This is a genomic window from Candidatus Nitrosopumilus sp. bin_32a (assembly GCF_054095935.1).
The window spans coordinates 1-26,976 of record NZ_JBSWSN010000010.1; the positions used below are offsets into that span (position 1 = coordinate 1).

Consider the following 26,976-nt stretch of genomic DNA (forward strand, 5'->3'; position numbering starts at 1 on the left):
CAAATTCCAAATACAACGAAGAATTCTGAATCAAGTTCAGATGAAATTCCATCTTGGATAAAAAACAATGCTGGCTGGTGGGCAGATGGTGCAATTGATGATGGTGCATTCATTCAAGGAATTCAATATCTAATTAGTAATGGGATTTTGCAAGTATAGTCATTTGAGATTCATACCAGTACATTTTACAAATGAACCAGTTTTCTTTAGTATATTTTTTTAATTTTTTTATTATGTATGATAGATTTTCATTATTAACTAATATCATTTACAAAAATCCTGGATTACATTTTTGTGAAATAATTCGTGTGTCTGGAATGAAAAACGGTGTATTGACACACTATCTTAATAAATTAGAATCATCTGGAATTATTAACATTAAAAGAGAAAGAGACAAGACTCGATTTTATTCCACCGAAATTAGTTTAGAAGAAATAAATATTATTAAATTTCTAAGGAAAAAAACTTCACGAAATATAATTTTTTCATTAATCAATGGAGGTATGGAGTTTCATGAAATTGTAAATAAAGTTAAAAAATCTTCTCCAACAATTTCTCAAAATTTAACTGAATTATTGAATAATGATTTATTGATTTTCAAACTTGAAGGTTCTAAGAAAAGATATTATATTAAAGAAAATCCTTTCATCCAAAAATTAATTAAAAAATATCAATTTGAGTAATTCTTTCAAATACATTTCTCTAATGACTAATTGTTTCTTTTACTGGTACATTCTATTAATGTAAAACGATTTTTCTTTTTCTACCAGTACAACTTACTAATGTACCAATTTTGTTTTTAATATATTTCTAATATTTTCATCAATGACTTTACTAAAGCAGAACAAAATAAATTTGATCGCAGGAACAACATTGTTAACCATTGCATTAGCATATGGTGGAACTGTCTTTGCGAGTCACAGCTTTGAGTTAGGAGCAACAGCGGGAACCGTGCCTGATAATACACATATCAGATTAAACGATATAACACTTCAACCAGGTGATATATTTCCACTTTATGATTCTAGTCCAAACTATGTCTCAGGACATGTTTTACTTAAAGCACCTTGTGAATTAGTTCCAGGTGATTCTGATACATATCAACCAACAGTCACTTTGATTGCAGGTCATGTAGATGAGAATCTAACTCATGCAAACATGCAAATGGTTCCATTGTATTATATCAATGCAGTTTCTAATGCACCACACAGCTGTATCTGGCATGCACACATACCAGATCCAATTAATGGTGGAGCTCCAAGAGTAACAGATATTGATTTAATCAATTTATCTGATGCCCCAATCACATTTGGAGATGTAGATATTGTTGATGTCAATATCCAACAAGTGTTAGGAAGCATTGCTAGCGACAAATATACAGGTGGTCCAACATTAGGATTTGGACCTGGAGACAACAACCCCGTCTATGATCTGAACGATACAGATCATACCAATGATGGTCTAGGACACTCTTAGAAGGATTTGAAATGAAAAATTCAATTCTTAGTATCCTGGGTGTCATAGCAGCAATCACTTTGGTTTCTGTAATTGCATCACAAGATGCGTATGCACATGGACGAGCAGATGTACCAGTAACAATGGTCAATGGAGAAGATCGAACATTCCAAGTAGTATTAGGTCATACCAATGAACCAACATATGCAAATGAACCTGGAACATGGGATGGAATACATGGTGTTGATATCACCATCAGAGACAAGGATACCAAATTACCAATTTCAGGCGCTCAGCTATTAGTAGATAAATTCTACTTTGAAGATCTGAAAAGTTTTAACAAAGTAAATTCACCTTCTGACGCTGACGCTAAAGAATTAGGCATACCTGTCAGCTCCATATTTGGTCAACCTGGAAAATACATTGTCAGACAAGTTCTCTCAGAAGGAATTTATGGATATCATGTATATGGAACTGTGACATATTTCGATGGAACAAATGTTCCAATAGATTTCACAGGATTCTGTAATTTTGATGGACAAACTAGCAAATTCAATGATGGCGGTTATACCGGTAGCTATGGATGTGTTGGAGATATCAATGATCTAAAATTCCCACAGAAAGGCGGTCACCATAGTAATCAGTACGATAAAGACGACAAGTCTAAAGATAAAGACGACAAGTCTAAAGATAAAGACGACAAGTCTAAAGATAAAGACGACAAGTCTAAAGATAAAGACGACAAGTCTAAAGATAAAGACGACAAGTCTAAAGATCACTAGCTGATTATTTCTAAACTTTTTTCTTTTTTTATTTTTAATACATCCTATGAATGTACCAATTTTGTTTTAATCTAAAATAAAATAATGATATCATACAGGCCATAGTTAGGTGAGAAACAAAGGAGTCATTTTGGTAATGTTTCTCATCTTATTTTTTTAAATTAATGAAATTTTAATAATAGATGATCATAGCTATAGAAACTTGAAAATTCTCTTAACTATGTTCACTCTCTCCATTTTTTTAGTAGTTGGATTGATACCAGATGTTTTTAGTCATGGTCTAGGTGGAGAAGTTCTTCCACCCGTGACAATTCAAGATAAAGATGCGACTCTTTCCATTGGCATTTCTCCTTCTGTTTATGATGAAAATAATGATGAATCAACTATATCGTTGAAGTTATACCGTTCAGATTCTTTTGCAATCATTGAGCATGTGACATATGAATTTGAATTAAAAAAAGAAGGTAAACAAATTTTTAAAGATATTTTCCATGATGAATTGGGATATCTGAATATCAAAGTTGTAACTGATGAATCAGACAAAATAACAATTGAGGGAAACAAAGAACTCAATTCAGGTGGTTGGATGAACAAAGATTTTGAGCCTATAATTATCAAAGGCCCTGTCTTTACATCTGGAGGATTATATCATTATACGGTAAGAATCATTACCGTTGATTCTGATTCTAATTTTTTAACTGATGAAATAAAATTAGAAGGTGCAATTAGTATTGCTGAAAATAACTCTTTTACAGTTAATGATGAGCAAACAATTCAATTGATTTCATATTTTGATCAAATTAACAACTTTTCATTTGAATCAAACACCATAAAGTTTTCAATGCCTTTTGATTGGAATCAAGATTTAGAACAACTAAGTGTTGTACACCAAGAAGTTAGAATTCCAAATACTTTTGATAGTTTTCTTTTAACAACATACACTTCAGTAGTAAATGACATAGAATTACCAGCAGATGCAGTAACAATCGATGACTATTCCTTTGATGATAGAACTATTCACATGGTTTTGAATCAAAAACTAATCAAAGATATTCATGAAAATGCAGTTAATGATTCAGATTCTGTGATGAATTTTGAATTAAAACCAAGTCAACAGGTAACGTTTCCTCTAGAGTTTACTACCCCTGACTTGAGATATAAAGTATTTTTATTTTGGGAACCTGAAATTATTCACACATCAGAGGATGTAACATTTTTTGTAAGTTTTGAAGAACTTTTTTCAGATAAATCCCAAAAAATAGTTGAATATGATTTGGAAATAATGCAAAAAGGTTCTGAAATTTATTCAAAACATCTAGTTGGAAATGTAAATTCTGCAAATCCTAATTCACACAAAATTGTTTTTGATGATAAACAATCAGGAGCTGCAAATCTTGTATTTTCAAACATTAATGGGAATTCATTATCAAAAGGTAATTTTATTATAGTAATTGAATCATCAAATCAGGCTCAATCTGACTCAGCACATACTATTCCATCTTGGATAAAAAACAATGCTGGCTGGTGGGCAGATGGTGCAATTGATGATGGTGCATTCATTCAAGGAATTCAATTCCTCATAAAAGAAGGAATCATACAAATTCCAAATACAACGAAGAATTCTGAATCAAGTTCAGATGAAATTCCATCTTGGATAAAAAACAATGCTGGCTGGTGGGCAGATGGTGCAATTGATGATGGTGCATTCATTCAAGGAATTCAATTCCTCATAAAAGAAGGAATGATACAAGTTCAAAGATAAATAATCTTATTATACGATTTTTATCGAAGACAATCGTCAAATGCTTCCTTTACGAGATGAAAATCCTACTCCACCTGGATTTAGACCTACAGTAACATATGGCTTAATCATTGTCAATGTCTTAGTATTTTTTGTCGAAGTTGCTTACACTGGTCAATTCTTTGACTTTACAAATCAAAACGCATTGAATTTATTTTATGATTGGGGTGCAGTTCCAAACTGCGTTACTGGTGCAAGTGTACTAAACATCGATTTTGGTTCAGGGCCACTAAGTATCTCTTGTCCTCAAGAACCGTATTTTTCTCTACTTAGTTCTACTTTCTTGCATGGTGGCTTGATGCATCTTGGAGGAAACATGTTGTTTCTGTGGATATTTGGTGATAATATAGAACACAAATTTGGAAAAATAAAATATTTGGGAATTTATCTTATGTGGGGCATTGCAGCTGGATTAATTCACATTGCTGGAGATACTAGCAGTGTAATTCCTGCAGTTGGTGCATCAGGTGCAATATCTGGAGTGCTAGGTGCATATTTGATGATTTTCCCAAAAGCTAGAATTCAGACATTCCTAATGATGGGTTTCTTTTGGAGAATGATGCATATTAAAGCAAAATGGTTCTTGCCTTTCTGGTTAGTTTTTCAAAATCTCTTACCATTTTTTATTGGAGGTTTTGGTATTGCAGGTGATAGCGTAGCATATCTTGCTCACATTGGAGGATTTGCTGTAGGTTTGGCAACCGGATATCTATACAAAAAAACTCACAGTTCAGAGTTTACCTATGGAACAAGATATGGATATAGACCAGATTATTGAACGCATAAATCTCCGAATCAATTTAAAATTTTCATGCCTTTGATTACAGTATCAATGTATCCTGGTAGAACTCAGGAACAAAAAGATGAATACGCAAAAGCAATCACAAAATCAGCAGTTGATATTCTAAAGACAAAAGAAAATCATGTTATTGTTGTTTTTGAAGACAATCCTAAAGAAAATTGGTTTTTAGCAGGAAACCAACTTTAATTATTTTTAATAAAATTTGACTGGATTATATCCCTCCAGTCAGGGATGACATACACACTATGATCGGTTTGTATTGTATAGCATGAATTAACATAAGAAGAAAATGGTACATTTCTAATTTGTACCACAAGTTTATCCTTTTATTGTGATGGCATTAATCAAATTTATGAAGGTTGCAGTGGTTCAATTTACAGCATCAACTAACAAAGAAGCTAACCTCAAAAAAATTATCTCATACATATCAAAAGCATCTTCAAAAAATGCAACACTATGTGCATTTCCGGAATTTATGATGTTTTACACAAACTCTTCTCAAACTTCAAAAGAATTAGCAGGTTTATCTGAAACAATTAATGGAAATTTTGTTACAACTATTGCAAAAGCTGCAAAAGAAAATAAAATTCAAGTCATAGGCTCATTTTATGAGAAAAGCAGAACAAAGGACCGTGTTTACGATACTGCATTTGTAGTTGATACATCCGGAAAAATCATTTCCACTTATCGTAAAATACACCTCTATGATGCATTAGGATTCAAAGAATCTGATAAAATGAAATCAGGCTCGAAAATTTCAAAGCCAGTCAAAACATCTATTGGAAAAATTGGCATGATGATTTGTTATGATTTAAGATTTCCAGAGATGTCAAGATCACTTGCAGTTGCAGGCTCAGAAGTGCTAGTAGCACCGTCAGCTTGGGTTAAAGGAAATATGAAAGAAGAACACTGGATTACAATTAACAAAACACGAGCAATAGAAAATGGATGTTATGTAGTTGCACCAGATCAAGTTGGAAATATTTACTGTGGACGAAGCTTGGTAGTTGATCCTTATGGAAAAATATTACTTGACATGAAAAAGAAGCAAGGGATTAGTTTTGTAAATATTGATTTGAACAAGGTAAAACAAACACGAGAAATTTTACCCTTACTTAAAAACAGAAGAACTGATATTTATCCTACTTTGAAGGCTTAGTCTTTCTACTTTTACAATTAAAATTCCCACATTGCTTTGTCCATTTTTGTGTTCGAGTATAACGAAAAATTATCATTGGCCATTTACATACATCACATGGCATCTTGGTAGCTCGCAGTCTTGCTTTTTGTAATAACGGCGATGATGCTTTACATCCGCCATAAAAATTTGAACAGCCCATGAATCGTTTTCGTGTAGCTTTTGATTTAATGACCATCAGTTCACCCAATTTACATTCAGGACAAGGTACTAGCCCATTTTTTGGAGAATTTGTTCCAAGAATAATGTATTTTTTCTCTTTTGATGACCAAGAAAGAAACCCGTTGCTATCCAAATATTGAACAATCTCTTTTTTGAAGATGCTAGTTTTTGACTTTGTAGTTTTAACTACATGTCTCATTGTGGGCTTTTTGATCTGTACTGTTTTGAGACTTGATTTTCTTCTTGGCATTTCCTATGATGAATTTACTAAAACAATTTTTATAGGGAAATGGGTCAGTGACATTTGTGGAAAAGGTTTGTGTTCTTGGCGCTGGTAGCACCAAATATGGAAAATTAAGTGAAAGTATTGCCGATATTACTACTCAGGCTTCAGTTTCAGCCATAGAGAGTGCAGGAATTTCTCCAAAAGACATCAAAGCATCTTACATTTCAAACGTCTTTGGTGTTGCTGATAAACAGGTTCATCTCGGTCCTGTCTTAATGAGCAGATTGGGAATTCCAGACAAACCATCATTATCAATAGAGTCTGCATGTGGAAGTGGTTCTGTAGCTTTTAGAGAAGCATATGCCAACGTTGCAGCAGGATTTTATGATTGTCTAGTTGTTACCGGTGTTGAAAAAGTAACTCACACAGGAACTGAATGGACTACGACTTACTTTGCGTATTGTTCTGACTTTTTTTATGAAGGTCAAGCAGGTGCATCATTTCCAGGTTTATTTGCATCAATGGCAAGAGCTTACTTGACAGAGTTTGATGCAACTGAAGAAGACTTTGCAGCAGTTGCAGTAAAAAATCATGACAATGGTTTTCTAAATCCAAAAGCACACATGCAAAAGAAAATTACAGTTGATGATGTGATGAATTCTGCAGTAGTTGCAAGCCCACTAAAACTTTATGATTGCTGTCCATTTTCTGATGGTGCAAGTTCTGTTATTCTTTGTTCTGAAAAATTTGCAAAAGAAAATGGTAGTGACTACATTGAAGTAATTGGTTCTGGCAGAGGTGGTTCACCTGCTGCATTACAAGGACGTGAACACATGACAACAATTCCTAGTACAAAGATTGCAGCAGCAGATGCATACAAAATGGCAGGTATAACTGCAAAAGATATCGACTTTGCTGAAGTACATGATTGCTTTACCATTGCAGAAGTAGTTGACACTGAAGACTTGGGATTCTTTGATAAAGGTCAAGGCGTTCAAGCTGTTCGTGAAGGCCGAACAAAATTAAATTCTGATATTTCTATTAATCCATCAGGTGGTCTTAAATCAAAAGGACATCCAATTGGTGCAACAGGAGTTGGTCAAGTAGTAGAAGTATTTGATCAACTAACTGGAAAAGCTGGTGCAAGAACAGTCAAAGATGCAAAAATTGGTTTAACTCATAATTTCGGTGCAACTGGAGCAAGTTGCGCTGTTCATGTATTCCAAAGTGTATAAAATGACTGTTGAAGAACAACTTATTGAATATGCTAAACAAGGCAAGCTTGTAACTCATAAATGCACTGAGTGTGGATATCTTCATTTGTCTACAGCATATTATTGCCTAAAATGTGGTAGCAAAGGATTTGAGGATGTTGTTTTAGACGGTCTAGGCTCAATTGCCACTTATACGATAATTACTGTAGCACCTGCAGGTTTTGAAAAATATACTCCGTATGCCTTTGTTGTACTTCAATTAGATAATACAGATTTGAGAATATCTGGATTTATGGCAGGAATCACAACTCCTGCAGATCTACCTGTTGGAACAAGAGCCCATATTACTGGTTTTGATGAACGCGGAATCATCATTGAAAAGCAGTAAAATTATTTGCTTGAATTATTAAAAAAAATCAAAATCGCTTCTTAATTATTTTACATATTTGATCATATTCATGTCAGTAGAAATTACATGTGGAAAATGTGGAGAAAAGATCACAAACATGAAAATGTTAAAATCTCTAAAAGATGTACTAAATCCAACAAATGGAAAGTGTCCATCATGTGGACAAAAGCTTTCTACATCAGAATTTTCACTTGATGTCCAAGAAAATTAATTAAAAATGATCTCTAAAAGATCTTTTTTACAATTTTAAAGAAACTGATCAAAAAGTGTAACATACTGTCTAGTCACAAGTCTTATTTACTGCATTATTTTTAGGAACAATAGTGAAACAGACAGAAGAGGATTTAGAATTAGACCTAGACATTGATGCTGATGTAGATGACTCTGAATTAGATGTAGATTTAGACGATGATGATTTAGACGACTCTGATCCAAAGAGAGGTGGAATCTTACAATCTACCTCAAAACGTGTCAGAATGATCTTTTCTGTCATGGCAAGTCCAAACAGAATTGATATTCTTAGAATTTTGAACTCTAAAGGCCCTTTGACTTATTCTGAATTAAAATCATTAGCTGGTTTCAAATCAAAAAAAGAGAGTGGAAAATTTGCATACCACTTGAGAAAATTACTTAGACAATCACTTGTTGCATTAAACAAATCTGAAAGACGTTATACTATTACAAATCTTGGAAAACTTGTTTTAAGTTTAGCAAGACAAATTGAAGAAAGATCAATTATTGAAAGTGGAAAAATGTATGTTAGAACATCATCTGAATCAATTGAGGAATTCAACTCACACAAAATTATTCAATCTCTGGTACGTGAAGGAAGTCTTCCACTTGAACTGGCACAAAAAATTACTGAAGAAGTTGAAAATAGAATTTACAAATATCAGACAACCTATCTAACAGGCTCATTAATCCGAGAAATGGTCAATTCTGTCTTGCTTGAGCACGGTCATGAAGAATACAGGAACAAACTAGCACGCCTAGGCATGCCTGTTTATGATGTTCAAGAAATGATCTCAAATCTGGATGATGTAGATAATGGTGCTGAGGGACTGTTATTTAATACTGGACAGAGAGTATTTGCTGAACATCTTCTTACAAACGTTTTACCTAAAGATGTAGCAGATTCACATCTTTCTGGCGACTTGCATATTTCTAATCCTGGAATTTGGTCTATGATTCCTGATACAATATTTGTTAACATTAAAGAATTAATTGAAGATGGTGTTGATCTTGGTGGAAAATATCTTGACGTATCAAGAATTTCTGCATCAAAACAACTAGATGAAATTACAAGTTCACTATCTGTAGTTATCGCACTTCTTTCAAAAGAAGCTTCACAAGAAATAGTTCTTGATGGGTTAGTTCCATTATTTGCAAAACATTCAAAATCTATTCCAGAACTTGAGCAAAAGCTAACTGATGCATTTGCAACTTCATCAACAACCTCCAAATATAATAAAAATAGTACAAATATCTCAATTCGTTTACAATTAGGAACTGATACAAAAATAATTAATGCAATCATCAATGCATACAAAAATTATACAAAAATTACACCAATCCCAAAAATTGGTTTGATAATTGATGTTGATAAAGCAAAGATTACTGATGTATCTTTGGCAGCAGCTGAAATACTTTCACTTGGTGGAAAAGTAATGTTTGCAAAAGGTCAAACATCTAGTTATGGTATAACAAACGGTTCTACCAAAGTATCAGGCCCTCTTTCAATCACCTTACAATCTGTTTCAATTAATCTTCCAAGATTGGCATTTGAATCAAACAAAGATGAAACTTACTTTAGAGCAAGACTTGCTTTACTAATGAAACCAGCTTTGGTTTCTATGGCTTTAAGAAAGAAAGCAATCTCTGATCTTACACGAAGAGGACTTAATCCAATTCTTGCAAAGAATACTCAATACATGCAGAGAAGCTCTGTAACTCTCATTGTTAATTTGGTGGGACTCAAAGAGGCTGTTTTTAACATACTTGGATTTCAAGACAATAAGGAAGGACGAGATATTCTTAACAAAGTCATTGAAACTGCAGTTGATGTTGCTGCCAAAAAAGGCAAAGAGTTAGGCGACACTGTGGCTATTTCTATGACTGAAACTGAAGGATCAGCCCGTTTTGCAACCCTTGATGGTGAAAAATATGGTAAAAACTCAAGCCTAAATTCTATGGATGCTGATTTCTATTCTCAAGGTATCGTAGTTAATGCCTCAGAAGTTTCTAATTTAACTGCAAAAAGTGAGGTTATCTCTGAGTGTAATAAACTCTCAAAGGCACTAAATGGTGGTCTTCTTGTAACATTACAAATTGACAAAGATGCAAAAGTTGAGGATATCAAAAAAGCAATAGAGAAAACATCAGAATTTATCCCATCTTTTAAACCTGTAAGACCAACTGCAATTTGTGGTGAGTGTGGATTCAAAGATGAACCATTTGATGACAAGTGTCCAAAATGCAAGTCACCATATGTTGTCTGAATATCGTAAATCAAAAACTAGTTCCGATCATTTTTGAAAACTTTTTGATCAGTTTCAGACATTGCGATCATCGTTAACTGTTAGCAATGTTAAGCCAGTATGAAGTTCATAGTAGCGGTGTTAAAAATATTGACTCATTAGCGGACCAGATCAAAAAATTTCGAGCACATAAGTTATAACCACATTGTTTCTAACCTCTGCGGGGAGATTATAATGGACAATTCACAAATAGAAAATACGATCAATGAGATCCGTAAGCGCAGTGGCGTTGTAACGGCTTTCAATAAAGATAAAATTTCAAATGCCATATTTCAGGCATTGGCAGCCACCTCTAAAGCCGATCGTGGCGTTGCCGACAAACTAGCAAATGATGTAGTTAACAAGTTAGTAGAGCAAGGATTTACAAGCTCTAGAGCACCTACAGTTGAAGATATTCAAGATATTGTAGAATCAACTTTAATCGATAGCGGCAATAGCGATATTGCAAAAGCATACATCGTTTACAGACATGAAAGAAGAAAATTAAGAGACGAAAAAATGAAGGTTTTAAATCTTAAAGCCCTTGATCAAGTCTCTAAAAAATTTGATTTAAACTGTCTGAGAGTATTAGCCTCAAGATATCTATTCAGAAATGCAAAAAGTGAGATCATTGAATCACCAACTCAAATGTTTGAGCGAGTAGCAATCCTAGTCGGAATCGGTGATATGCTATATGATTCACAAATCTTTGACAAATCTGGAAATAATAAACAGGATATAGACGAAGCCAAATCTTATCTTGAAAAACTGGATGCTTTTGATTATAAATTCAAAGTTGGAGACTATTTCTTCAACAAGTGGCATTTTAGGTCTTTAATCAATCACTATGTGACCCTTGCAACCAAAGGTCAGATGAAAGTAAGTTTCAAAGATCTATTGACATTACTAGCAGGAAAAAAACTCGAAAGTTATGCAGATAAAATCACTGAATACTTTACAATGATGACTGGACAAGATTTCCTACCAAATTCACCAACCATGATGAATGCTGGTGGAAGACTAGGACAGCTTTCAGCATGCTTTGTGCTTGGCATGGAGGATGGCATGGAGGAAATCATGAAATCCACTTCCGATGCAGCATTAATCTTCAAGTCCGGCGGCGGAGTTGGAATCAACTACTCTAATCTTCGTGAAGAAGGTGATATTGTAGCATCAACATCCGGTGTTGCCTCTGGTCCAGTATCTTTCATGAATATCATCAATACTGTCACTGAAGTTGTAAAACAAGGTGGTAAAAGACGTGGTGCAAACATGGGAATCATTGAAGCATGGCATCCTGATGTTGAAAAATTTGTTACAAACAAAACAGAAGCAGGTGTACTAGAAAATTTCAATGTAAGTGTTGGAATCTGGGAAGACTTTTGGCATGCACTTGTTAATACCACTGATGGTAACTATGTCTTACGTAGTCCACGTGATAGAAAACCTGTAAAAGAAATTAATGCACATCAATTAATTGATCTAATTGCATTATCTGCATGGAAGAGCGCAGAACCTGGTTTGATCTTCTTTGATCAAATCAACAAATACAATGTATTTGCTAAAGCAAGACAAGCACCACTTAGAGCTACAAATCCATGTGGTGAACAAAGTCTCTATCCATACGAATCATGTAACTTGGGTTCTATCAATTTGGTAAATCTTGTAAAAAGACAAGCTGATGGTTCCTATGAATTTGATTGGCAAGGATATGAAGAGATTATCAGAAAGACAACAAGATTCTTGGATAACATTATTGATGTCAATACTTATCCAGTACCAGAAATCAGTGTAGCATCAAAAGAGTCTAGAAGAATTGGACTTGGAGTTATGGGTGTAGCTGATCTGTTGTACAAACTGAAAATCCCATACAATTCTCAAGAAGGATATGAACTTCAATCAAAACTCTCTGAAGCCCTAACATACTATTCTATGGAAGAAAGTGTTGCACTTGCAAGATCTCGTGGTGAATTCCCACTTTGTGCAAAGACAGAATATCCTGAAGGAAAAATTCCAATATCTGGATACTATGAGAAATCAAAAGAAACTCATTCATATGAATGGGATCCACTCATTGAAGAAATTAAAAAATATGGTATTAGAAATGTCTTAACTACAACAGTAGCACCAACTGGAACACTATCTATGATTGCAGACTGTTCAAACGGAATGGAACCTGCATTTGCCTTAGTGTTTGAAAAGAGAGTCACTGTTGGAAGATTCTTTTACACAAACAAGATTCTTGAAGAAGCCCTTAAAGAAGAAGGTCTTTACTCTGATGAAATTCTTGAAAAGATTGCAGACAACTATGGTTCATTGAAAGGATTGGAAGAAATTCCACAATGGATGCAAGATGTGTTTGTTACAGCAATGGATATTCATTGGGCTGATCATCTCATGGCTCAAGGTGTATGGCAAGACTGGATTGGAAATGCAATTGCAAAAACAATCAACATGCCTTATGATGTCACAGTTGACGATGTGAAATCTGCATATCTACTCGCACATGAAATTGGTCTAAAAGGAATGACTGTTTATCGTGATGGTTCAAGACACAAACAAGTTCTTCACATGACAAGTGATAATGCAACAAAGATCTTTGAGGTAACACCAAGTCCGTTCATGACGGCATATGTTACTGAAAATATCACAAATCCATACATCAAATCTCAAGTTAATGCTTCATTGGCATTAAAAGTACATGATGAGGAAATCAAACTAGAGGCTCCAAAAGTAGAAGAGGTCTCTGAAGATAGATTATGTCCTACATGTAAAAACAACTTGGTATTCGTAGAGGGTTGCAGTATTTGCATTGAATGTGGATACAGTGGTTGTACTTCTGGATAAAAACAGAATCACAACTTTTTTACTTTCATTTACTTTTGAATCTGTATGAATAACAAATTCTTAGGCATGATTGTAGGAATAGGTGTTATTATTACTGTCATCGCTGTGGGTTTGAGCCTCTCTACTGATTTGATTTCACCTCAGGAGGTAAATCAAAAAATTGGCCTTGTCATTAATTCTCCAAACCAATCAATAACATTGCAGGAATTACATGATGTTTATTCGGAGGCCGCTGATTCTGGAATTGGAAGAAGTAATGTCTATCTTTTTTGGAATTTAGTTGAACCTGTACGTGGAGAATATGATTGGGGGCAATCCGATGCAATAATGAGCTTTAACAAAAACAATGATCTCAAAGTTACTCTGTACTTTTCTATAATTAATGGTGAAACCATTGGACCTTTTCCTAATTGGATTGGAAAGCCATCTTTGAACTCTATAGGTGAAGATAGAATTGTTAGTGTTCTTGATGAAATATTGTCGAGATATGATCTTGTAGACACTGTAATTCTTGCTGGACAAACAGAATCCCAATTCAGATTTTACGAACAAAATATCCCTGTTTACAAAGAACTATTCAATGGAGTCTATGAAAAAATTAAAGAAAAACATCCTGATGTAAAAATAGGAAATGCCTTTGCATTAGATCAAGTTTTAAATAAAAATCTACAACATATCGTGACTGAATTGTCTATTGGCGATTTTGTTGCTTTTTCATATTCTCCAGTTGATTCTCTAAATGATATTGTAAAAACCCCTCAGCAAGCAAAAGATGAACTACAACAGGTATTTGATTTGGCAGGTGACAAAAAAGTGGGAGTTTTTGAGATTAGTTGGAGTACTTCTGATTTTGTTGGAGGAAATGAAATCGAACAAACAGAATTTTTAAAAAAATCTTTTGAATTTTATACTGAAAATGAATCTGAAATAGAGTTTTTTACTTGGTATAGGCAGTATGACCGACCTGAGGGAACCTGTATAGTTGAAGCTCCAATAATTGGAGAAGATACTCTTATTGTTGGAGGCTCTGGTTTTGGAAGTAGTGAACATGTGTCTGAAAGATTAAGTCATTACATTTGCAGTGCTGGTATGATTAACAATGATGGTAATCCTAAACCGAGCTGGAATGAATTTAAAAAGCAAATTGAAATGATAAACTAAAATGATTTCGTTAATTTTATCTGAATCCTCATTAGAGTTAGTTCCATCTGAATTAAAACATCATCCGTCAGTTATTTCGCATGCAAGAAAACTTGGAAAATATCCATCAGAAATTCTATTAGATAATTCATGGCATTTTGCAGCTATGAAGGGAATTGAAAATGAAATGAAAAGAGGCAGACCTGATCTTGTACATTTCTCTATACTTGAAGCTACAACTATTCCATTATATCTTCAAAATAAAATGAAACTCTATGTTCACACCCTTGATGATAAAGTAATATCTTTTGGAAAAAATGTTCACATTCCAAAATCATATCATAGATTCGAGGGAGTCATAGAAAAATTGTATCAGGAAAAAGAAATTACAACAAAAGATGATGTTTTGTTGGAAATTAAAGAAAAAACATTCTCTGAACTACTTGATGAGATAAATCCATCAAAAGTATTTGGTTTTTCTACAAAAGGTATTAAGAGTACATATGAAAAAATTGCAAAAGAGATTCCAGATGATGCTTGTATTGTGATTGGAGGATTCCAAAAGGGGCATTTCTCTAATACAATTGAAAATAAAATAACCGATCTTTATTCAGTTGGCGATGAACCTTTTGAAGGACACGTTGTAATTGCCAGAATGCTCTATGAGTACGAAAAAACCATTTTTATGTAGGAAATAAAATTTGCATTCTATTGCAGTCATAGTATAGCCTGGTTAGTATTCGGGGTTTCCAACCCTGTGACGCGGGTTCGAATCCCGCTGACTGCATTTTTCAATCATTATGAGAACCAATTTTTAGGTGCAGTTTTACATAATATTGTGAAACTTGGAGCAAGAAAAATTGCAATGGAGAGAATGCAGATTCTTATTGAAAATGCACTTGCCAATGCAAAAGAAAATCCTGATCTTTCTCAGAGACAAGCTTTTCTTGCACGAAGAATTAGCACCAGACACAAAATTCGAATGCCCTATTATCTTAGAATGGTATTTTGTAAAAAATGCAAATCATTTATTGCGCCTGGAATAAATTCTAGATTTCGTTTAGGTGGAGCCTCTGTAAAGTCGATCAGAATTTCTTGTAACTTGTGTGGGCATACTTATCGTAAAATTATATCTCAATGATTTGCAATGATATTTTAACATCTTCAAAATATCTAGAACTGTGATTCCAAAATTTCTTTTATTAATTTTAATAGGATTATTTGTTATTTCGATTACTCCTGCATATGCTCAACATCATTCAGGGTCGCTTGCCCCGCCTATAGATTTTGACGGATTAAGAGTAGCTCTGACTGCAATTATGACTCCTAGTGATTTTGTCTATGGAGATTCTAAAAGCGCCAATCTTTCTATCAGATTCTTTGATAGTGACACAAATGTAAACATTCAGAGTGTCACATATAGAGTTCAAATTTTTCATGAAGATGTTCTCGTTGCTAATGAATATTTTTTTGATGATGATGGCAAATTAGATTTAGAAATCAAACCTACATCTGGATGTCTAGATCAAAATCTCTGGAAATGTACAAAATATTATGGTGAAAAACATGCTATAGCTGGAGCCTATTTTGCTCGAGGTGACTCACTGCCTGTAATTCAAGGTCCTGTTTTTGACAAAAGTGGACAATACAACATTCATGTTTCTATTGTAGGTGCAACAAATCCAAAAACAATGACTACAAAAGATTTACTCTTTGAAACTTTCTTACATCTTCCAGAAAAACAAATTTTTTCTATCAAAACTGCCAATGCTCAAGAATTTCCGATATCTATAAAATCTTACAATGATGAAATTTCAAATTTTAGTTATGATGAATCAAAAAATAAAATTTCATATGATATTGTCTATAATTGGAATGAAAATAAACATGATTCCAGTATTAATCAAATAGTATTTTTGGAAAAGAATTTTTTAACTTTTAAGCAAGGATATGATGTGGATATTCTTTTGGATGGTATACAAATTCAAGACAATCATTTTGATTTTGATATTACAAATCCTGACAAAAATACCATTAGAATAAATATTCCTCATGAAGAATTAATGAAAATCAAAAATAAAATGAATGACAACAATACAGTAAAAATAGAAATTTTATCCGGGCAAAAAATTGATCTCAATGATATTGATTTAATATTTGAAAATAATCTGGTTGCTAATGTATCATGGAATTCTAAATTAAAATCTGGCGAAAAAATCCCCCTTACGTTTTCTTTCTTTGATGAAAACAAAAATCCTGCTAGAGACATTTTATTTGCATATAGTATTAGTGATTCCTCTGGAAAAGAAATTTGGTCAAATATTGGAGATTCTGAAAAATATCTGGGCATTTTAGCACCCCATGGAATTTATCAGGAATCTATTTTGATTCCAACTGATGACTCACACGAATTAAAAATAATTCTAACTGGTCGTGATTCTTCTAATTTTGAAGAGTTTTTCATATCAAAATCCAACTTTAGTCTTAATTCACAATCTGTAAAAGAAGAAAAAACTACACTAGTTCCATCTTGGATAAAAAATAATGCAGGATGGTGGGCATCTGGAATTATTGGCGATGAAGAATTTATTCAATCAATTCAATTTTTAATTAATGAAAATATAATTACTATTCCTGTGACTGAATCAAAATCAACAGAATCTAAGGAAATCCCATCTTGGATAAAAAATAATGCAGGCTGGTGGTCAGATGGTTTAATTTCGGAAAGGGATTTTGTTAAGGGGATAGAATTTCTAATCAGCCAGGGAATTATTAGATAATCCAAAATTCAAAAATTCTTACTCCGATCTAAAAATTTACGCTGAAATATGTTGAACAAACTTGACACAATATCTCAATGATTTATAAGACGATTATCGAGTTTTTGACTTTATGGCAAAGGTATACGATGTACCAGCAGATGTGTTGATAGAAAGACTATCTGCAGCACTAAAAAGTGAAGATATTCCTGCACCTTCTTGGATACCTTTTGTGAAAACTGGTGCTCATGCAGATAAACCTCCTCAAGATAGAGAATGGTGGCATACAAGATGTGCTTCAATTATGAGAAAAATTTACCTTAATGGTCCAATTGGAATTAATGCTTTACGAAATGATTATGGTGGTGGTAAACCATCTGGATATGGGGCAGCACATCACAAAGATGCTGGCGGTGCAATTATTCGTAATGCAATTCAAGGATTAGAAAAACTTGGATATTTAGAAAAAGTTGAGAAGAAAGGACGTATAATTTCTAAACAAGGAATGCAAAAACTAGATAGATTAGCAACTGAAATTCTTAAAGAACTAATTGTTGAGACCCCACAATTGAAAATATATTCTTAGATTCAAAATGAGTTTTCCAGAATCCAACGAACCTCCTGTAGATAGCACAAATCATGAATTAGCTGCACAAAAAGAGCAAATCCTAAAACAAGTCTTATCGCCTGAAGCTAGAATGAGACTAAATAACATCAAAATGGTAAAACCTGAACTATCTGAGATGGTTGAACAATATTTGATCGGTATGGCAACTCAAGGAAAAATCCCAGGTCAAATTTCTGATGAGCAATTAAAGCAAATTTTGCTCTCTACACAACAACCAAAACGAGATTTTAAGATAAATCGAGTTTAATGCCGAAAAAATATAAATTTAGAAAGAACTTCTGTTTATCATGAAAGCCGTTGTATACAATGAATATGCACCAGATGATAATTATGCTAAAATCCTCAAAGTCCAGGATATAGATGACCCAAAACCAAAATCAGACGAAGTAGTATTTTCAGTAAAATCTGCTGCCCTGAATTATAATGATATTTGGGGAATGCGTGGAGTCCCAGTTGCAGTTCCATTGCCACATGTATCAGGTTCTGATGCTGCAGGTGATGTTATCGCAGTTGGAGAGGATGTTAAAAATATTCAAGTTGGAGATAGAGTAGTATCTCACTCTAACATGTCATGTAGAGTTTGTAGAGCATGCACTGACGGTCGAGAATTTGATTGTATCAAGAGAACCATTTGGGGATTTCAAACTGGTCCAACTTGGGGAGCCTTCCAAGAAGTAACTCATCTTCCTGAAGTGAATGTTTCAAAAATTCCTGAAGGAGTATCATATGATGAAGCAGCAGCTGCATCAATGACCCTTCTAACTTCATGGCATATGCTAGTTGGCAGAGCCAAGATTACTCCTGGACAAACTGTCTTGATTATGGGTGGTGGTTCTGGAGTTGGAAGCTTTGGAATTCAAATTGCAAAATTATACAATTGTGATGTTATTGCAACTGCAAGTCCAGACAAACTAGACAAATGTTTAGAACTTGGAGCCGATTTTGCAGTAGATCATAGAAAAGAAGATTGGAGTAAAGAAGTCTTTAAGATTTCAAAAGAACTTGCAAAAAAGAAAGGCGAAGCACCAGGAATTGATTTGTCGTTTGATCACATTGGTGAAACCCACTGGAATCAGCAACTACAATTGTTAAAGTACGGTGCAACCCTTGTTTCATGTGGTGCAACCACTGGTTACAATGCAAAGACTGATCTTAGACATGTGTTCTTCAAAGGAACTAACATCTTGGGTTCAACACAAGGAACTAAAGCCGAATTAGAACAAGGACTCTATTGGATGGGTCAAGGAAAAATTAAAGCAGCAATTGACTCAACTTATACCTTTGAGCAAGCAGCCGAGGCTCACACAAAGATGTTAACCGGAAAAGGAATGTTCGGAAAAATCTTAATGAAGCCAGAGGGCGTTTAGTCATTTAATGACTCAGCTTTTTCGAAGTCTTATTTTTGTCCCTGGAAATAATTCCAGATTCTTAGAAAAAGCAAAAACACTCCAAGCTGATATTGTTTGTTTTGATTTAGAAGACTCTGTGCCAGATAATGAAAAAACAAATGCACGAAAACTAATCAAATCCGCATTAAGAAATAGAAAATCCTACAGATCTTCAGTTTTTGTTAGAACAAACTCTCCAAATTCAGGAAAAATTCCTTCTGATCTTAAAGAAATTGTACAAAAAGGGATTGATGGAATTGTAATTCCCAAAGTAAATAATGTAAAAGAGATGAGAAAAATTGAAAAATTATTATTAGATTTAGAAAAAACTAGAAAATTAAAACCAATCCAGGTTATACCATCTATCGAGTCTGCAGAAGGAGTAGTGAATACTTTTCATATTGCATCTTTTGGAAAACGTGTATCAGCAGTAGTTTTTGGTGTATTTGATTTGTTAAATGATTTAGGAGTAGAGTACACAAAAGATTCTGAGGGGGAAAAATATTCTAGAAGAAAAATATCTGTAGATGCACATGCTGCAGGAGTCGCAGTAATTGATTCTATTTGGCAAGATCTTAAAGATTCTAAAGGATTAGAAAAAGATTGTAAACTCGGAAAAAGTTTGGGGTATACAGGAAAAAGCATCATTCATCCAGATCAAATACCTGTAGTCCATAAATTATTTTATCCAAACAAAAGTGAAATATTGTGGGCTCAGAAAGTATGTGAAATTTATCTTGATTCAACTAAGAAAGGTAAAGGTGCAACTACTGTAGATGGAAAAATGATAGATGAAGTGCATTTTAAACAGGCAAAAGCTCTTCTTGATCTTATAAAATAATCTTTTTTAGTTAAATCTATTCGGATAACGCAATAATTGATTTCATACTAGAACTTTTTTCAAATATTTTTTTATTTACAATTCCAACAATTTCCATTTTATCTTTTTTAATATCTAATTTTATTTCCTCAAAAATACATTGCAGTTTAGATATTTTTTTACTTTCACTAAGTACTTTTCCAGATTCAATAATTAAACCATTTAAAATCAAATTTTCTATCTTTCTATATCCAGATGTTTTTGGAACTTTTGACTCTTTAAGAATTTGAGGAATTGTATATTCATTTTCTAATAGAGTAGAAATAATTTTTCTTGATTCGGTATCTCCAAATAACTCTATAATCAAATCCCCTAAATTAGAATTAATTATAGTTACTACAAATTTATCATCTTTCTTTTTCACTTTGATAATTTTATTAATACAATCTTTTTCAAATTTATTAACATCCATTGAAGAATTTTTTCTAAGAACACTAGAAAATTTATTAAAATGTTCAACTGATAATTTTATTGACATACCATGTTCCAAAAATAATTCTCTTTCAGTCTTTTTCAAAATTTCTAAATCTAGATTTTTTTTAATTTCAGATGATAGTGAAGATCCAAGCATTCTATCAATACCGCCCATACATCAGTTGTAAACGATGGAAAATATTAAAGCACTGCTCTTTGTATTATGACTAGTATGACTAAATCAGTAATAGTAGTTGATGATGATGAAGACACAGTTAGGTTGTTTAGTGAATTTCTTGAAGAACATGAAATCAATGTAGTTGGTAGTGGGTTTGATGGAATTACAGCTGTTAAATTATACAAAGAAACTAAACCTGATGTTGTCTTAATTGATCTTAATATGCCAAATGGAAGTGGTTTTTATGCAATTAAAAAAATTCAAGAGATCAATCCTGATGCACGAATAATTGCAGTAACTGCCGATGGAAGTTTCACGACTGAAGAAAAGTTGGAAAAACTAAACATTCCTCTTATTCAAAAACCATTCAAAATGGACCAAGTAATCTCTATAATTAAAAACTAAAACTTTCCCATTTTTGGAACTTTTCATATAATGTTATATTGTAAAATTCATACAATATTTTTGATAGATATGAGTAAACGTGTAACGATCATGATTGATGAGGATCTTGATAAAAAACTAAGACTACGTCAAGCAAAATTGATTCAACAAGAGCAGTCATCATATAGTTATTCAAAAGTTTTGAACGAAACACTTCGTAAAGTTTTGAAATAATCTTTTTTTTAAATTTCTATTTAATTAGAATAGATTAAAGAATAATGAAATTTCATTAAATTATAGATGATAGATCTTCTTGATCCTTCAAATGTAATAACTAGGATGTTTAATGCTAAAAAATATCAGGAGATGTATGTCTATTGTAAGGGATTATTAGAAAAAATTCCAAATGATATGGTTGCTCTACAAAACATTTCATTATCTTTAATCTATTTAGAAAAATATGAAGAATCCATTGATTATTGTAATAGGGTTTTAGAAATAAAAAACTCTGATACTTATGCATTGAAAAATAAGATTTTTGCTCTTGAAAATTTAAAACAATACGAACAAGTTTTAAAATTATGCCAACAAATTCTTTCAACTAACCCCAAGGATGTTTGGACACTAAACAGCATGGGTTTGTCTCTTAACGAATTAAATCGTCATAAAGAAGCTCTTGAATGTTATGATACATCACTTCTAATAGATCCAAATGATATTACGGCTTTAATGAATAAGGCCATTTCATTAAGTCATCTGGGAAATTATCAAGATGCTATTGATTATTACGATAGAGCTCAAATACTTGATCCAAAATTAAAAGAACTTCCTCTTGCAAAATCAAGACTATTTGAAAAATTAGGTATGGATGATAATGCATTTTTAGCTGCCCAAGGAATTCTCAATAAAGATATGGGAAAAATTAAAAATAATGCTAAAAAAAATAAATGTTCTGTCTTTCACCAATTTTGTAATGATGAATTTAAGACATCAAATTCTGAATAAATTTTTAAAGTAAAAAATAACTATTTACATTATAAATTACCATATCTAAATATGGTGAAGAATTTTATAGATATAATTCATAGATAATTTCATGTTTACTGGAATTGTTGAAGGAATAGGCAAAGTAGAAAAAATTTCTAAAAATACAAAGAATAGAAGTGCTATACAAATGACTGTGAATTTAGGAAAACATGCAAAGGGATTAAAAATTGGACAAAGTGTTGCTCTGAATGGTGTTTGTCTTACTGCTACTAAGCTTTCTAAATCAAGTTGTATTTTTGAAATGATTGAAGAAACCACTAAAAAAACTGATCTTGGGAATTTAAAAATTGGAGGAATTGTAAATATTGAACGTAGTTTGAAAGCAGGTGATCGACTTGAAGGCCATTTTGTTTTAGGTCACGTCGATGGCGTTGCTATTATTAGAAAAATTCTAAAAAAACCTAAAGAAGTTCAAGTTTGGTTTGAAGTTCCAAAAAAATTATCCAAGTTTGTAGTGAAAAAAGGTTCTATTGCTTTAGATGGAATTAGTTTAACTGTTGTTGATATTAAAAATTCTCTAGCATCAGTATCGTTGATACCTCACACAATTGAGGTAACAAATTTTCATACAAAAAAAGTAGGCGATAAAGTTAATATTGAAACTGACATTCTTGGAAAATACATCTTAAAGTAAAGCCAATTATCTACAATTTTAGTGGTAATTACCAGTTTTTTAGTAAACTTTATAATTAGATTAAGAAATTTTTTCTTATGTCTCTTGATTCTGCATTACAATCTTTGAAACGTGGAGAATTTGTTCTATTATTTGATTCTGCTGGGAGAGAAAATGAAATTGACATGGTAGTAGCTGCAGAATTTGTAACTCCTGAACATGTTGCAAGAATGCGTCAACATGCTGGTGGATTATTATGCATTGCAATTGAAAATAATTTTGCCACATCTCTTGATTTACAATATATGCATGAAATTCTTGCTGAATCTTCAATTTCAAATAAAGAGATGATAATGGGATTGGCACCATACGGTGATCATCCAACTTTTTCGTTATCTGTAAATCATTATCAAACATACACCGGAATTACTGACAAAGATAGAGCACTAACAATTAATGAGATGGCTAAAATCTATAATGTTGAAAACAAGCAGAAAAAATTTGCATCATCTTTTAAGACCCCTGGTCATGTTCCTTTATTGATTGCATCCAAAGGTTTGTTAGCTGCGCGTCAGGGACATACAGAAATGTCTGTTTATTTAGCACAAATAGCAGGTTTAACTCCTGTGACTGCAATATGTGAAATGATGGATGCTGAAACTTACACTGCGTTATCGGTGGATAAGGCTGAAAAATTTGCAAAACAAAATGGAATTCCATTAATTGATGGAAAAGAGCTTTTAGAATACGCTAAGGTGAACTAGTATTGAATATAGCAATAGTAGTTTCGGAATTTAATGAAGAAGTGACATCTAGGATGCTTGCTATTGCCAAAGAAAAAGCAGATTTAATGAAATTAAAAATCTCTTATACTTGTATGGTTCCAGGAGCCTATGATATGCCTATCATAGTGGATTCATTATTACAAAAAAAAGATGTTGATGCTGTAGTTACTCTAGGTGCTATCATCAAGGGACAAACAAAACATGATGAGGTCATATCTCATGCAGCAGCTCAAGCACTTACAGATTTATCATTAAAATATCAAAAACCTGTTTCTTTAGGAATTTCAGGTCCTGGAATGCTTGAAAGACATGCTTATGCTAGAATTAGACCTGTTGCAGAACGAGCTGTAGAGGCTGTTGTAAAAATTTCTGATGAATTAAAAAGGATTCAAAAATGATTCAATTAAGTATCCTAAAAATTACAGAATATGGCCCTTGGACGCTGACTCTTGGTAGTGATAGAGAACATGAACTCCAAATGCTTCAAGCATCTATCTATAAGGAAGTACAAAAATTATTTTCTGAAAAAAACTGTATAGTTTTTCTTAATAGGGCAGATGAATTTTTTGTAGTTTCAAATGGTTTAGGTTTAGATGATCACATTCAAATCCAAAAAACCCTTGAAAAATTATTTGAAGTAGGATTAACAATATCTATAGGTTATGGAAATTCTCCTTTTGAAGCAAATCTAAAAGCATATGAAGGAAAGAAAAATAAAATTATATTAAGCACTGAGCATAATATTTTTGGTTTTGTTTATACTGAATCTGATTTTAAAGTTTCAATAATGCACTTAGATGTTGATGATCTTACATCGAGAAGAAAAAACAATTCGCCATATGAAATTTCATCAATAATATTTGGATTGTATTCAAAAATGTCTAAATTCTTTTTAGAAAAAAACTCTCTCACATTTTTTATGGGCGGTGATAACTTTATGGTAGTATCAAATGACGAAGCAAAACAATCTGTTCAAGATTTTATCAATATTGTAAAAAATGATGATGAAATTTTATTGAACTGTGGAATTGGTAATGCAAACACTGGTAGAGAGGCAGTAAAATTGGCCACAAAATCGCTCGATACTATACGCGAAATTCGAGATTCAGGAAAAGAAAAACCTGAAATTTATGAATTATCATGTTAATTAAAAATATCAGTGTTTTAACTGGTCAAGATCTAAATTTTGTTTCAAATACTGATATCCGAATTCAAAATAATCAATTTAAAAAAATTCAACCCAAAATCAAACCAATTCCAAAAGAAGAATCTCTAGATTGTGAAGGACTTTTGATGATACCTGGATTTATCAATGCCCATACCCATATTGGAGATTCAGTTGGGAAAGATATTTTTTTAAACAACACAGTTGATGAAAAAATTCATCCTGTTTTTGGAGTAAAATCAAAAATTCTAAAAAATACGTCAAATGAGATTTTAGGAAATTTTATGAAAAATACATGTCATTCAATGCTTAGAAAAGGAATTACTACCTTTGTAGATTTTAGAGAGGGCGGATTAGATGGCGTAATTTTATTAAAAAAAGTTCTAGAAGATCTTCCTTTACGTTCAATTATTTTAGGTCGAATGGAATTTTATCATGATTCTAAAGAAATTAAGAAAAATTCTCCCTTTCCAAGTACAAAATCTTCGGAATTAGTTGAATTACTCAAAAACTGTGATGGAATTGGCATCAGTGGTGCAAATGAAAATAGCAATTCAGTCTTGAATCATTATTCAAAAATATCAAAGATCAGAGCAATTCATTCTTCTGAAACTAAACAAAGTATTACTCAATCAAAAAAAGTCACTGGTAAATCAGAAACAATTAGAGCTCTAATTCTAAAACCTGATTTTTTGGTTCACATGACATATGCATCAAAATCTGATCTTCAAATGGCATCTAAAAAAACAAGGGGTATTGTTATTTGTCCTAGAGCTAATTCATCTCTTGCTGAAGGAATTCCTGATATTGATTTAATGCAAAAAACTGGTTGTCTTCTAGCTTTAGGCACAGATAATGTGATGATAAACTCTCCTGATATGTTTAGAGAAATGGATTTTATTTGGAAAGTAACTATGGGGTTGCATAAAAAACGAATTGATGCAAAAGAAATTCTTAAAATGGCAACAGTAAACGGTGGAAAAATTTTGAATAAAAATATTGGAAGTATTGAATCTGGAAAAATTGCTGATTGTATATTTTTAGATAAACATGCATTAGATTTAGAACCCATGCATGATCCTCATGCATCGATTGTACATAGAGCATCTGAATCTGCAATAAAGGCTGTAATGATTGGAGGAAAAATAATACATGGAAAAATATAAGCCATATATTATTTTAAGTGCAGCAATATCTCTTGATGGTAAAATTGCTACTAGGAAAGGAGATTCAAAACTTTCTTCTAATGAAGATCTTCAAAGATTACATAAACTAAGAACAAAAGTAGATGCAATAATTATTGGAAAAAATACTCTAATGCGAGATAATCCTTTGTTAACTGTACGTTATACTAAAGGAAAAAACCCTATCAGGATAATATTGGATTCTAAAGGTGATATCTCTATAAAATCAAAAATTTTACAAACATCTGCTAAAATTCCAACTATAATAGCTGTATCAAAAAAAATTACAAAACCTAATTTACAAAAATTAAACAAATTTCCAGTTCAAGTTATGATTACTGGAGAAAAGTCTGTGAACATCAAATCTTTATTGAAAAAACTTTCAAAGCAAAAAATTAGAACAATATTGGTTGAAGGCGGTGGAACAGTGCATTGGGAATTTATTAAACAAAATCTTTTTGATGAATTGATTATCACTATCTCTCCATTTGTAATTGGAGGGAATGATTCCATATCGTTTGTTCAAGGAATTGGATTTGATAAAATTTCTAAATCTCCCCATCTTCAACTCAAATCTATCAAGAGGCTCAAAAATCATCTTGTTTTGAATTATCAAAAAGTGTAAGTTATTATAGTTTATTTTAAATAAAATTACAAGAAATTGGCAGTAAAAAAGAAAACTACAACAAGAAAAGCAGCTCCAAAAAAGAAAGCAGCTCCAAAAAAGAAAGCAGCTCCAAAAAAGAAAGCAGCTCCAAAAAAGAAAGCAGCTAAATCAAAATCTAAAAAACCAGCATTTGGTGGGTATGCAATTAGTTTTGCAGGACGTTCTGAAACCGTAGAACAAGTCTTTGGTAAGAAACCAATCGCACCAAGTGAAATGACCAAAAAGATTTGGGCATTTGTAAAATCACAAAGCCTTTCTAACCGATAAAACCCCCAGTTAACGAATCATCGTTAACTAATTTCTATCTTTTAATTATTTTTTAAAATGAATAA

At 32.6% G+C, this 26,976-nt stretch carries 32 protein-coding genes, 1 tRNA gene and 1 pseudogene; 32 read left to right on the forward strand and 2 right to left on the reverse strand.

Going from position 1 to position 26,976, the window contains the following annotated elements:
* From ACW9XH_RS09520 to ACW9XH_RS09555, 8 genes and pseudogenes are all read left to right on the forward strand, one after another.
* A pseudogene (locus ACW9XH_RS09520) lies at positions 1 to 159 on the forward strand (peptidase); the annotation flags it as partial.
* A 74-nt stretch (positions 160 to 233) separates the two neighbouring features.
* Entirely contained in the window at positions 234 to 683 is a 450-nt protein-coding gene (locus tag ACW9XH_RS09525; protein ID WP_457760426.1) for a winged helix-turn-helix transcriptional regulator, read from the forward strand.
* Between the two features lie 142 nt (positions 684 to 825).
* On the forward strand, positions 826 to 1,476 hold the full coding sequence (locus ACW9XH_RS09530) for a hypothetical protein (RefSeq protein WP_457760427.1): 651 nt from the start codon (positions 826 to 828) through the stop codon (positions 1,474 to 1,476).
* A gap of 11 nt (positions 1,477 to 1,487) precedes the next feature.
* Positions 1,488 to 2,237, forward strand: coding sequence for a hypothetical protein (locus ACW9XH_RS09535; RefSeq protein WP_457760428.1), 750 nt, complete (start codon positions 1,488 to 1,490; stop codon positions 2,235 to 2,237).
* A gap of 202 nt (positions 2,238 to 2,439) precedes the next feature.
* The gene (locus ACW9XH_RS09540; RefSeq protein ID WP_457760429.1) at positions 2,440 to 3,999 is read left to right on the forward strand and encodes a peptidase; all 1,560 of its coding nucleotides are present in this window, start codon (positions 2,440 to 2,442) and stop codon (positions 3,997 to 3,999) included.
* A gap of 40 nt (positions 4,000 to 4,039) precedes the next feature.
* Complete coding sequence (locus ACW9XH_RS09545; protein ID WP_457760430.1) at positions 4,040 to 4,816, forward strand: rhomboid family intramembrane serine protease; 777 nt, start codon at positions 4,040 to 4,042, stop codon at positions 4,814 to 4,816.
* A 33-nt stretch (positions 4,817 to 4,849) separates the two neighbouring features.
* Positions 4,850 to 5,026: a tautomerase family protein gene (locus tag ACW9XH_RS09550; protein ID WP_297441393.1), complete on the forward strand. Its 177-nt coding sequence runs from the start codon at positions 4,850 to 4,852 to the stop codon at positions 5,024 to 5,026.
* A 166-nt stretch (positions 5,027 to 5,192) separates the two neighbouring features.
* Positions 5,193 to 5,999: a carbon-nitrogen hydrolase family protein gene (locus ACW9XH_RS09555; RefSeq protein ID WP_457760431.1), complete on the forward strand. Its 807-nt coding sequence runs from the start codon at positions 5,193 to 5,195 to the stop codon at positions 5,997 to 5,999.
* Here the strand turns inward: ACW9XH_RS09555 and ACW9XH_RS09560 are convergent.
* Entirely contained in the window at positions 5,983 to 6,450 is a 468-nt protein-coding gene (locus tag ACW9XH_RS09560) for a DNA topoisomerase (RefSeq protein ID WP_457760432.1), read from the reverse strand. The genes ACW9XH_RS09555 and ACW9XH_RS09560 overlap by 17 nt on opposite strands.
* 47 nt (positions 6,451 to 6,497) lie before the next feature.
* On the opposite strand from ACW9XH_RS09560, the gene ACW9XH_RS09565 reads away from it, so the two are divergent.
* The 14 genes from ACW9XH_RS09565 (at position 6,498) to ACW9XH_RS09630 (ending at position 20,168) form a co-directional block, all read left to right on the forward strand.
* Entirely contained in the window at positions 6,498 to 7,661 is a 1,164-nt protein-coding gene (locus ACW9XH_RS09565) for a thiolase domain-containing protein (RefSeq protein WP_457760433.1), read from the forward strand.
* Between the two features lies 1 nt (position 7,662).
* A complete protein-coding gene (locus ACW9XH_RS09570; protein ID WP_457760434.1) occupies positions 7,663 to 8,028 on the forward strand; it encodes a Zn-ribbon domain-containing OB-fold protein in 366 nt (121 codons plus the stop codon).
* A 70-nt stretch (positions 8,029 to 8,098) separates the two neighbouring features.
* Positions 8,099 to 8,260, forward strand: coding sequence for a hypothetical protein (locus ACW9XH_RS09575; protein WP_200829102.1), 162 nt, complete (start codon positions 8,099 to 8,101; stop codon positions 8,258 to 8,260).
* Positions 8,261 to 8,372: 112 nt separating this feature from the next.
* Positions 8,373 to 10,547 carry an anaerobic ribonucleoside-triphosphate reductase gene (gene nrdD / locus ACW9XH_RS09580; protein ID WP_457760435.1) on the forward strand — a complete coding sequence of 725 codons (2,175 nt, stop codon included), beginning with the start codon at positions 8,373 to 8,375 and terminating at the stop codon, positions 10,545 to 10,547.
* Between the two features lie 213 nt (positions 10,548 to 10,760).
* Positions 10,761 to 13,412: an adenosylcobalamin-dependent ribonucleoside-diphosphate reductase gene (locus tag ACW9XH_RS09585; RefSeq protein ID WP_457760436.1), complete on the forward strand. Its 2,652-nt coding sequence runs from the start codon at positions 10,761 to 10,763 to the stop codon at positions 13,410 to 13,412.
* 45 nt (positions 13,413 to 13,457) lie between these two features.
* A complete protein-coding gene (locus ACW9XH_RS09590) occupies positions 13,458 to 14,573 on the forward strand; it encodes a hypothetical protein (protein WP_457760437.1) in 1,116 nt (371 codons plus the stop codon).
* Between the two features lies 1 nt (position 14,574).
* Entirely contained in the window at positions 14,575 to 15,243 is a 669-nt protein-coding gene (locus ACW9XH_RS09595; protein WP_457760438.1) for a ribosome biogenesis protein, read from the forward strand.
* A 22-nt stretch (positions 15,244 to 15,265) separates the two neighbouring features.
* A tRNA-Gly gene (locus ACW9XH_RS09600) sits at positions 15,266 to 15,339 on the forward strand.
* An 87-nt stretch (positions 15,340 to 15,426) separates the two neighbouring features.
* Positions 15,427 to 15,693 (forward strand): ribonuclease P protein component 4, encoded by a 267-nt coding sequence (locus ACW9XH_RS09605; protein WP_457760475.1) that lies wholly within the window; start codon positions 15,427 to 15,429, stop codon positions 15,691 to 15,693.
* Between the two features lie 40 nt (positions 15,694 to 15,733).
* Positions 15,734 to 17,332 (forward strand): hypothetical protein, encoded by a 1,599-nt coding sequence (locus tag ACW9XH_RS09610; RefSeq protein ID WP_457760439.1) that lies wholly within the window; start codon positions 15,734 to 15,736, stop codon positions 17,330 to 17,332.
* A 112-nt stretch (positions 17,333 to 17,444) separates the two neighbouring features.
* Positions 17,445 to 17,897, forward strand: a complete 453-nt coding sequence (locus ACW9XH_RS09615; protein WP_457760440.1) for a 30S ribosomal protein S19e — start codon at positions 17,445 to 17,447, stop codon at positions 17,895 to 17,897.
* A gap of 7 nt (positions 17,898 to 17,904) precedes the next feature.
* Positions 17,905 to 18,186, forward strand: a complete 282-nt coding sequence (locus ACW9XH_RS09620; RefSeq protein ID WP_457760441.1) for a DNA-binding protein — start codon at positions 17,905 to 17,907, stop codon at positions 18,184 to 18,186.
* Positions 18,187 to 18,226: 40 nt separating this feature from the next.
* Complete coding sequence (locus ACW9XH_RS09625; RefSeq protein WP_457760442.1) at positions 18,227 to 19,306, forward strand: zinc-binding dehydrogenase; 1,080 nt, start codon at positions 18,227 to 18,229, stop codon at positions 19,304 to 19,306.
* 7 nt (positions 19,307 to 19,313) lie between these two features.
* Positions 19,314 to 20,168: an HpcH/HpaI aldolase/citrate lyase family protein gene (locus tag ACW9XH_RS09630; RefSeq protein WP_457760443.1), complete on the forward strand. Its 855-nt coding sequence runs from the start codon at positions 19,314 to 19,316 to the stop codon at positions 20,166 to 20,168.
* 16 nt (positions 20,169 to 20,184) lie between these two features.
* Here the strand turns inward: ACW9XH_RS09630 and ACW9XH_RS09635 are convergent, their stop codons facing one another.
* Positions 20,185 to 20,796, reverse strand: coding sequence for a transcriptional regulator (locus ACW9XH_RS09635; protein WP_457760444.1), 612 nt, complete (start codon positions 20,794 to 20,796; stop codon positions 20,185 to 20,187).
* 57 nt (positions 20,797 to 20,853) lie between these two features.
* Here ACW9XH_RS09635 and ACW9XH_RS09640 point away from each other — a divergent pair, with 57 nt between their 5' ends.
* From ACW9XH_RS09640 to ACW9XH_RS09685, 10 genes are all read left to right on the forward strand, one after another.
* A complete protein-coding gene (locus ACW9XH_RS09640) occupies positions 20,854 to 21,204 on the forward strand; it encodes a response regulator (RefSeq protein ID WP_457760445.1) in 351 nt (116 codons plus the stop codon).
* A 69-nt stretch (positions 21,205 to 21,273) separates the two neighbouring features.
* The gene (locus ACW9XH_RS09645; protein WP_179360687.1) at positions 21,274 to 21,417 is read left to right on the forward strand and encodes a hypothetical protein; all 144 of its coding nucleotides are present in this window, start codon (positions 21,274 to 21,276) and stop codon (positions 21,415 to 21,417) included.
* Between the two features lie 66 nt (positions 21,418 to 21,483).
* Positions 21,484 to 22,188, forward strand: coding sequence for a tetratricopeptide repeat protein (locus tag ACW9XH_RS09650; RefSeq protein ID WP_457760446.1), 705 nt, complete (start codon positions 21,484 to 21,486; stop codon positions 22,186 to 22,188).
* Between the two features lie 91 nt (positions 22,189 to 22,279).
* On the forward strand, positions 22,280 to 22,864 hold the full coding sequence (locus ACW9XH_RS09655) for a riboflavin synthase (protein ID WP_457760447.1): 585 nt from the start codon (positions 22,280 to 22,282) through the stop codon (positions 22,862 to 22,864).
* Positions 22,865 to 22,941: 77 nt separating this feature from the next.
* On the forward strand, positions 22,942 to 23,607 hold the full coding sequence (ribB, locus tag ACW9XH_RS09660; protein ID WP_457760448.1) for a 3,4-dihydroxy-2-butanone-4-phosphate synthase: 666 nt from the start codon (positions 22,942 to 22,944) through the stop codon (positions 23,605 to 23,607).
* Positions 23,608 to 23,609: 2 nt separating this feature from the next.
* Entirely contained in the window at positions 23,610 to 24,026 is a 417-nt protein-coding gene (gene ribH / locus ACW9XH_RS09665) for a 6,7-dimethyl-8-ribityllumazine synthase (RefSeq protein ID WP_457760449.1), read from the forward strand.
* Positions 24,023 to 24,775, forward strand: coding sequence for a GTP cyclohydrolase IIa (locus ACW9XH_RS09670; protein WP_457760450.1), 753 nt, complete (start codon positions 24,023 to 24,025; stop codon positions 24,773 to 24,775). The genes ribH and ACW9XH_RS09670 overlap by 4 nt, the downstream gene beginning before the upstream one ends.
* Complete coding sequence (locus ACW9XH_RS09675) at positions 24,769 to 25,959, forward strand: amidohydrolase family protein (RefSeq protein ID WP_457760451.1); 1,191 nt, start codon at positions 24,769 to 24,771, stop codon at positions 25,957 to 25,959. The genes ACW9XH_RS09670 and ACW9XH_RS09675 overlap by 7 nt, the downstream gene beginning before the upstream one ends.
* Positions 25,946 to 26,602: a 2,5-diamino-6-(ribosylamino)-4(3H)-pyrimidinone 5'-phosphate reductase gene (locus ACW9XH_RS09680; RefSeq protein ID WP_457760452.1), complete on the forward strand. Its 657-nt coding sequence runs from the start codon at positions 25,946 to 25,948 to the stop codon at positions 26,600 to 26,602. The genes ACW9XH_RS09675 and ACW9XH_RS09680 overlap by 14 nt, the downstream gene beginning before the upstream one ends.
* Before the next feature lie 36 nt (positions 26,603 to 26,638).
* Positions 26,639 to 26,911, forward strand: a complete 273-nt coding sequence (locus ACW9XH_RS09685; RefSeq protein ID WP_457760453.1) for a hypothetical protein — start codon at positions 26,639 to 26,641, stop codon at positions 26,909 to 26,911.
* The last annotated feature ends 65 nt before the right edge of the window (positions 26,912 to 26,976 follow it).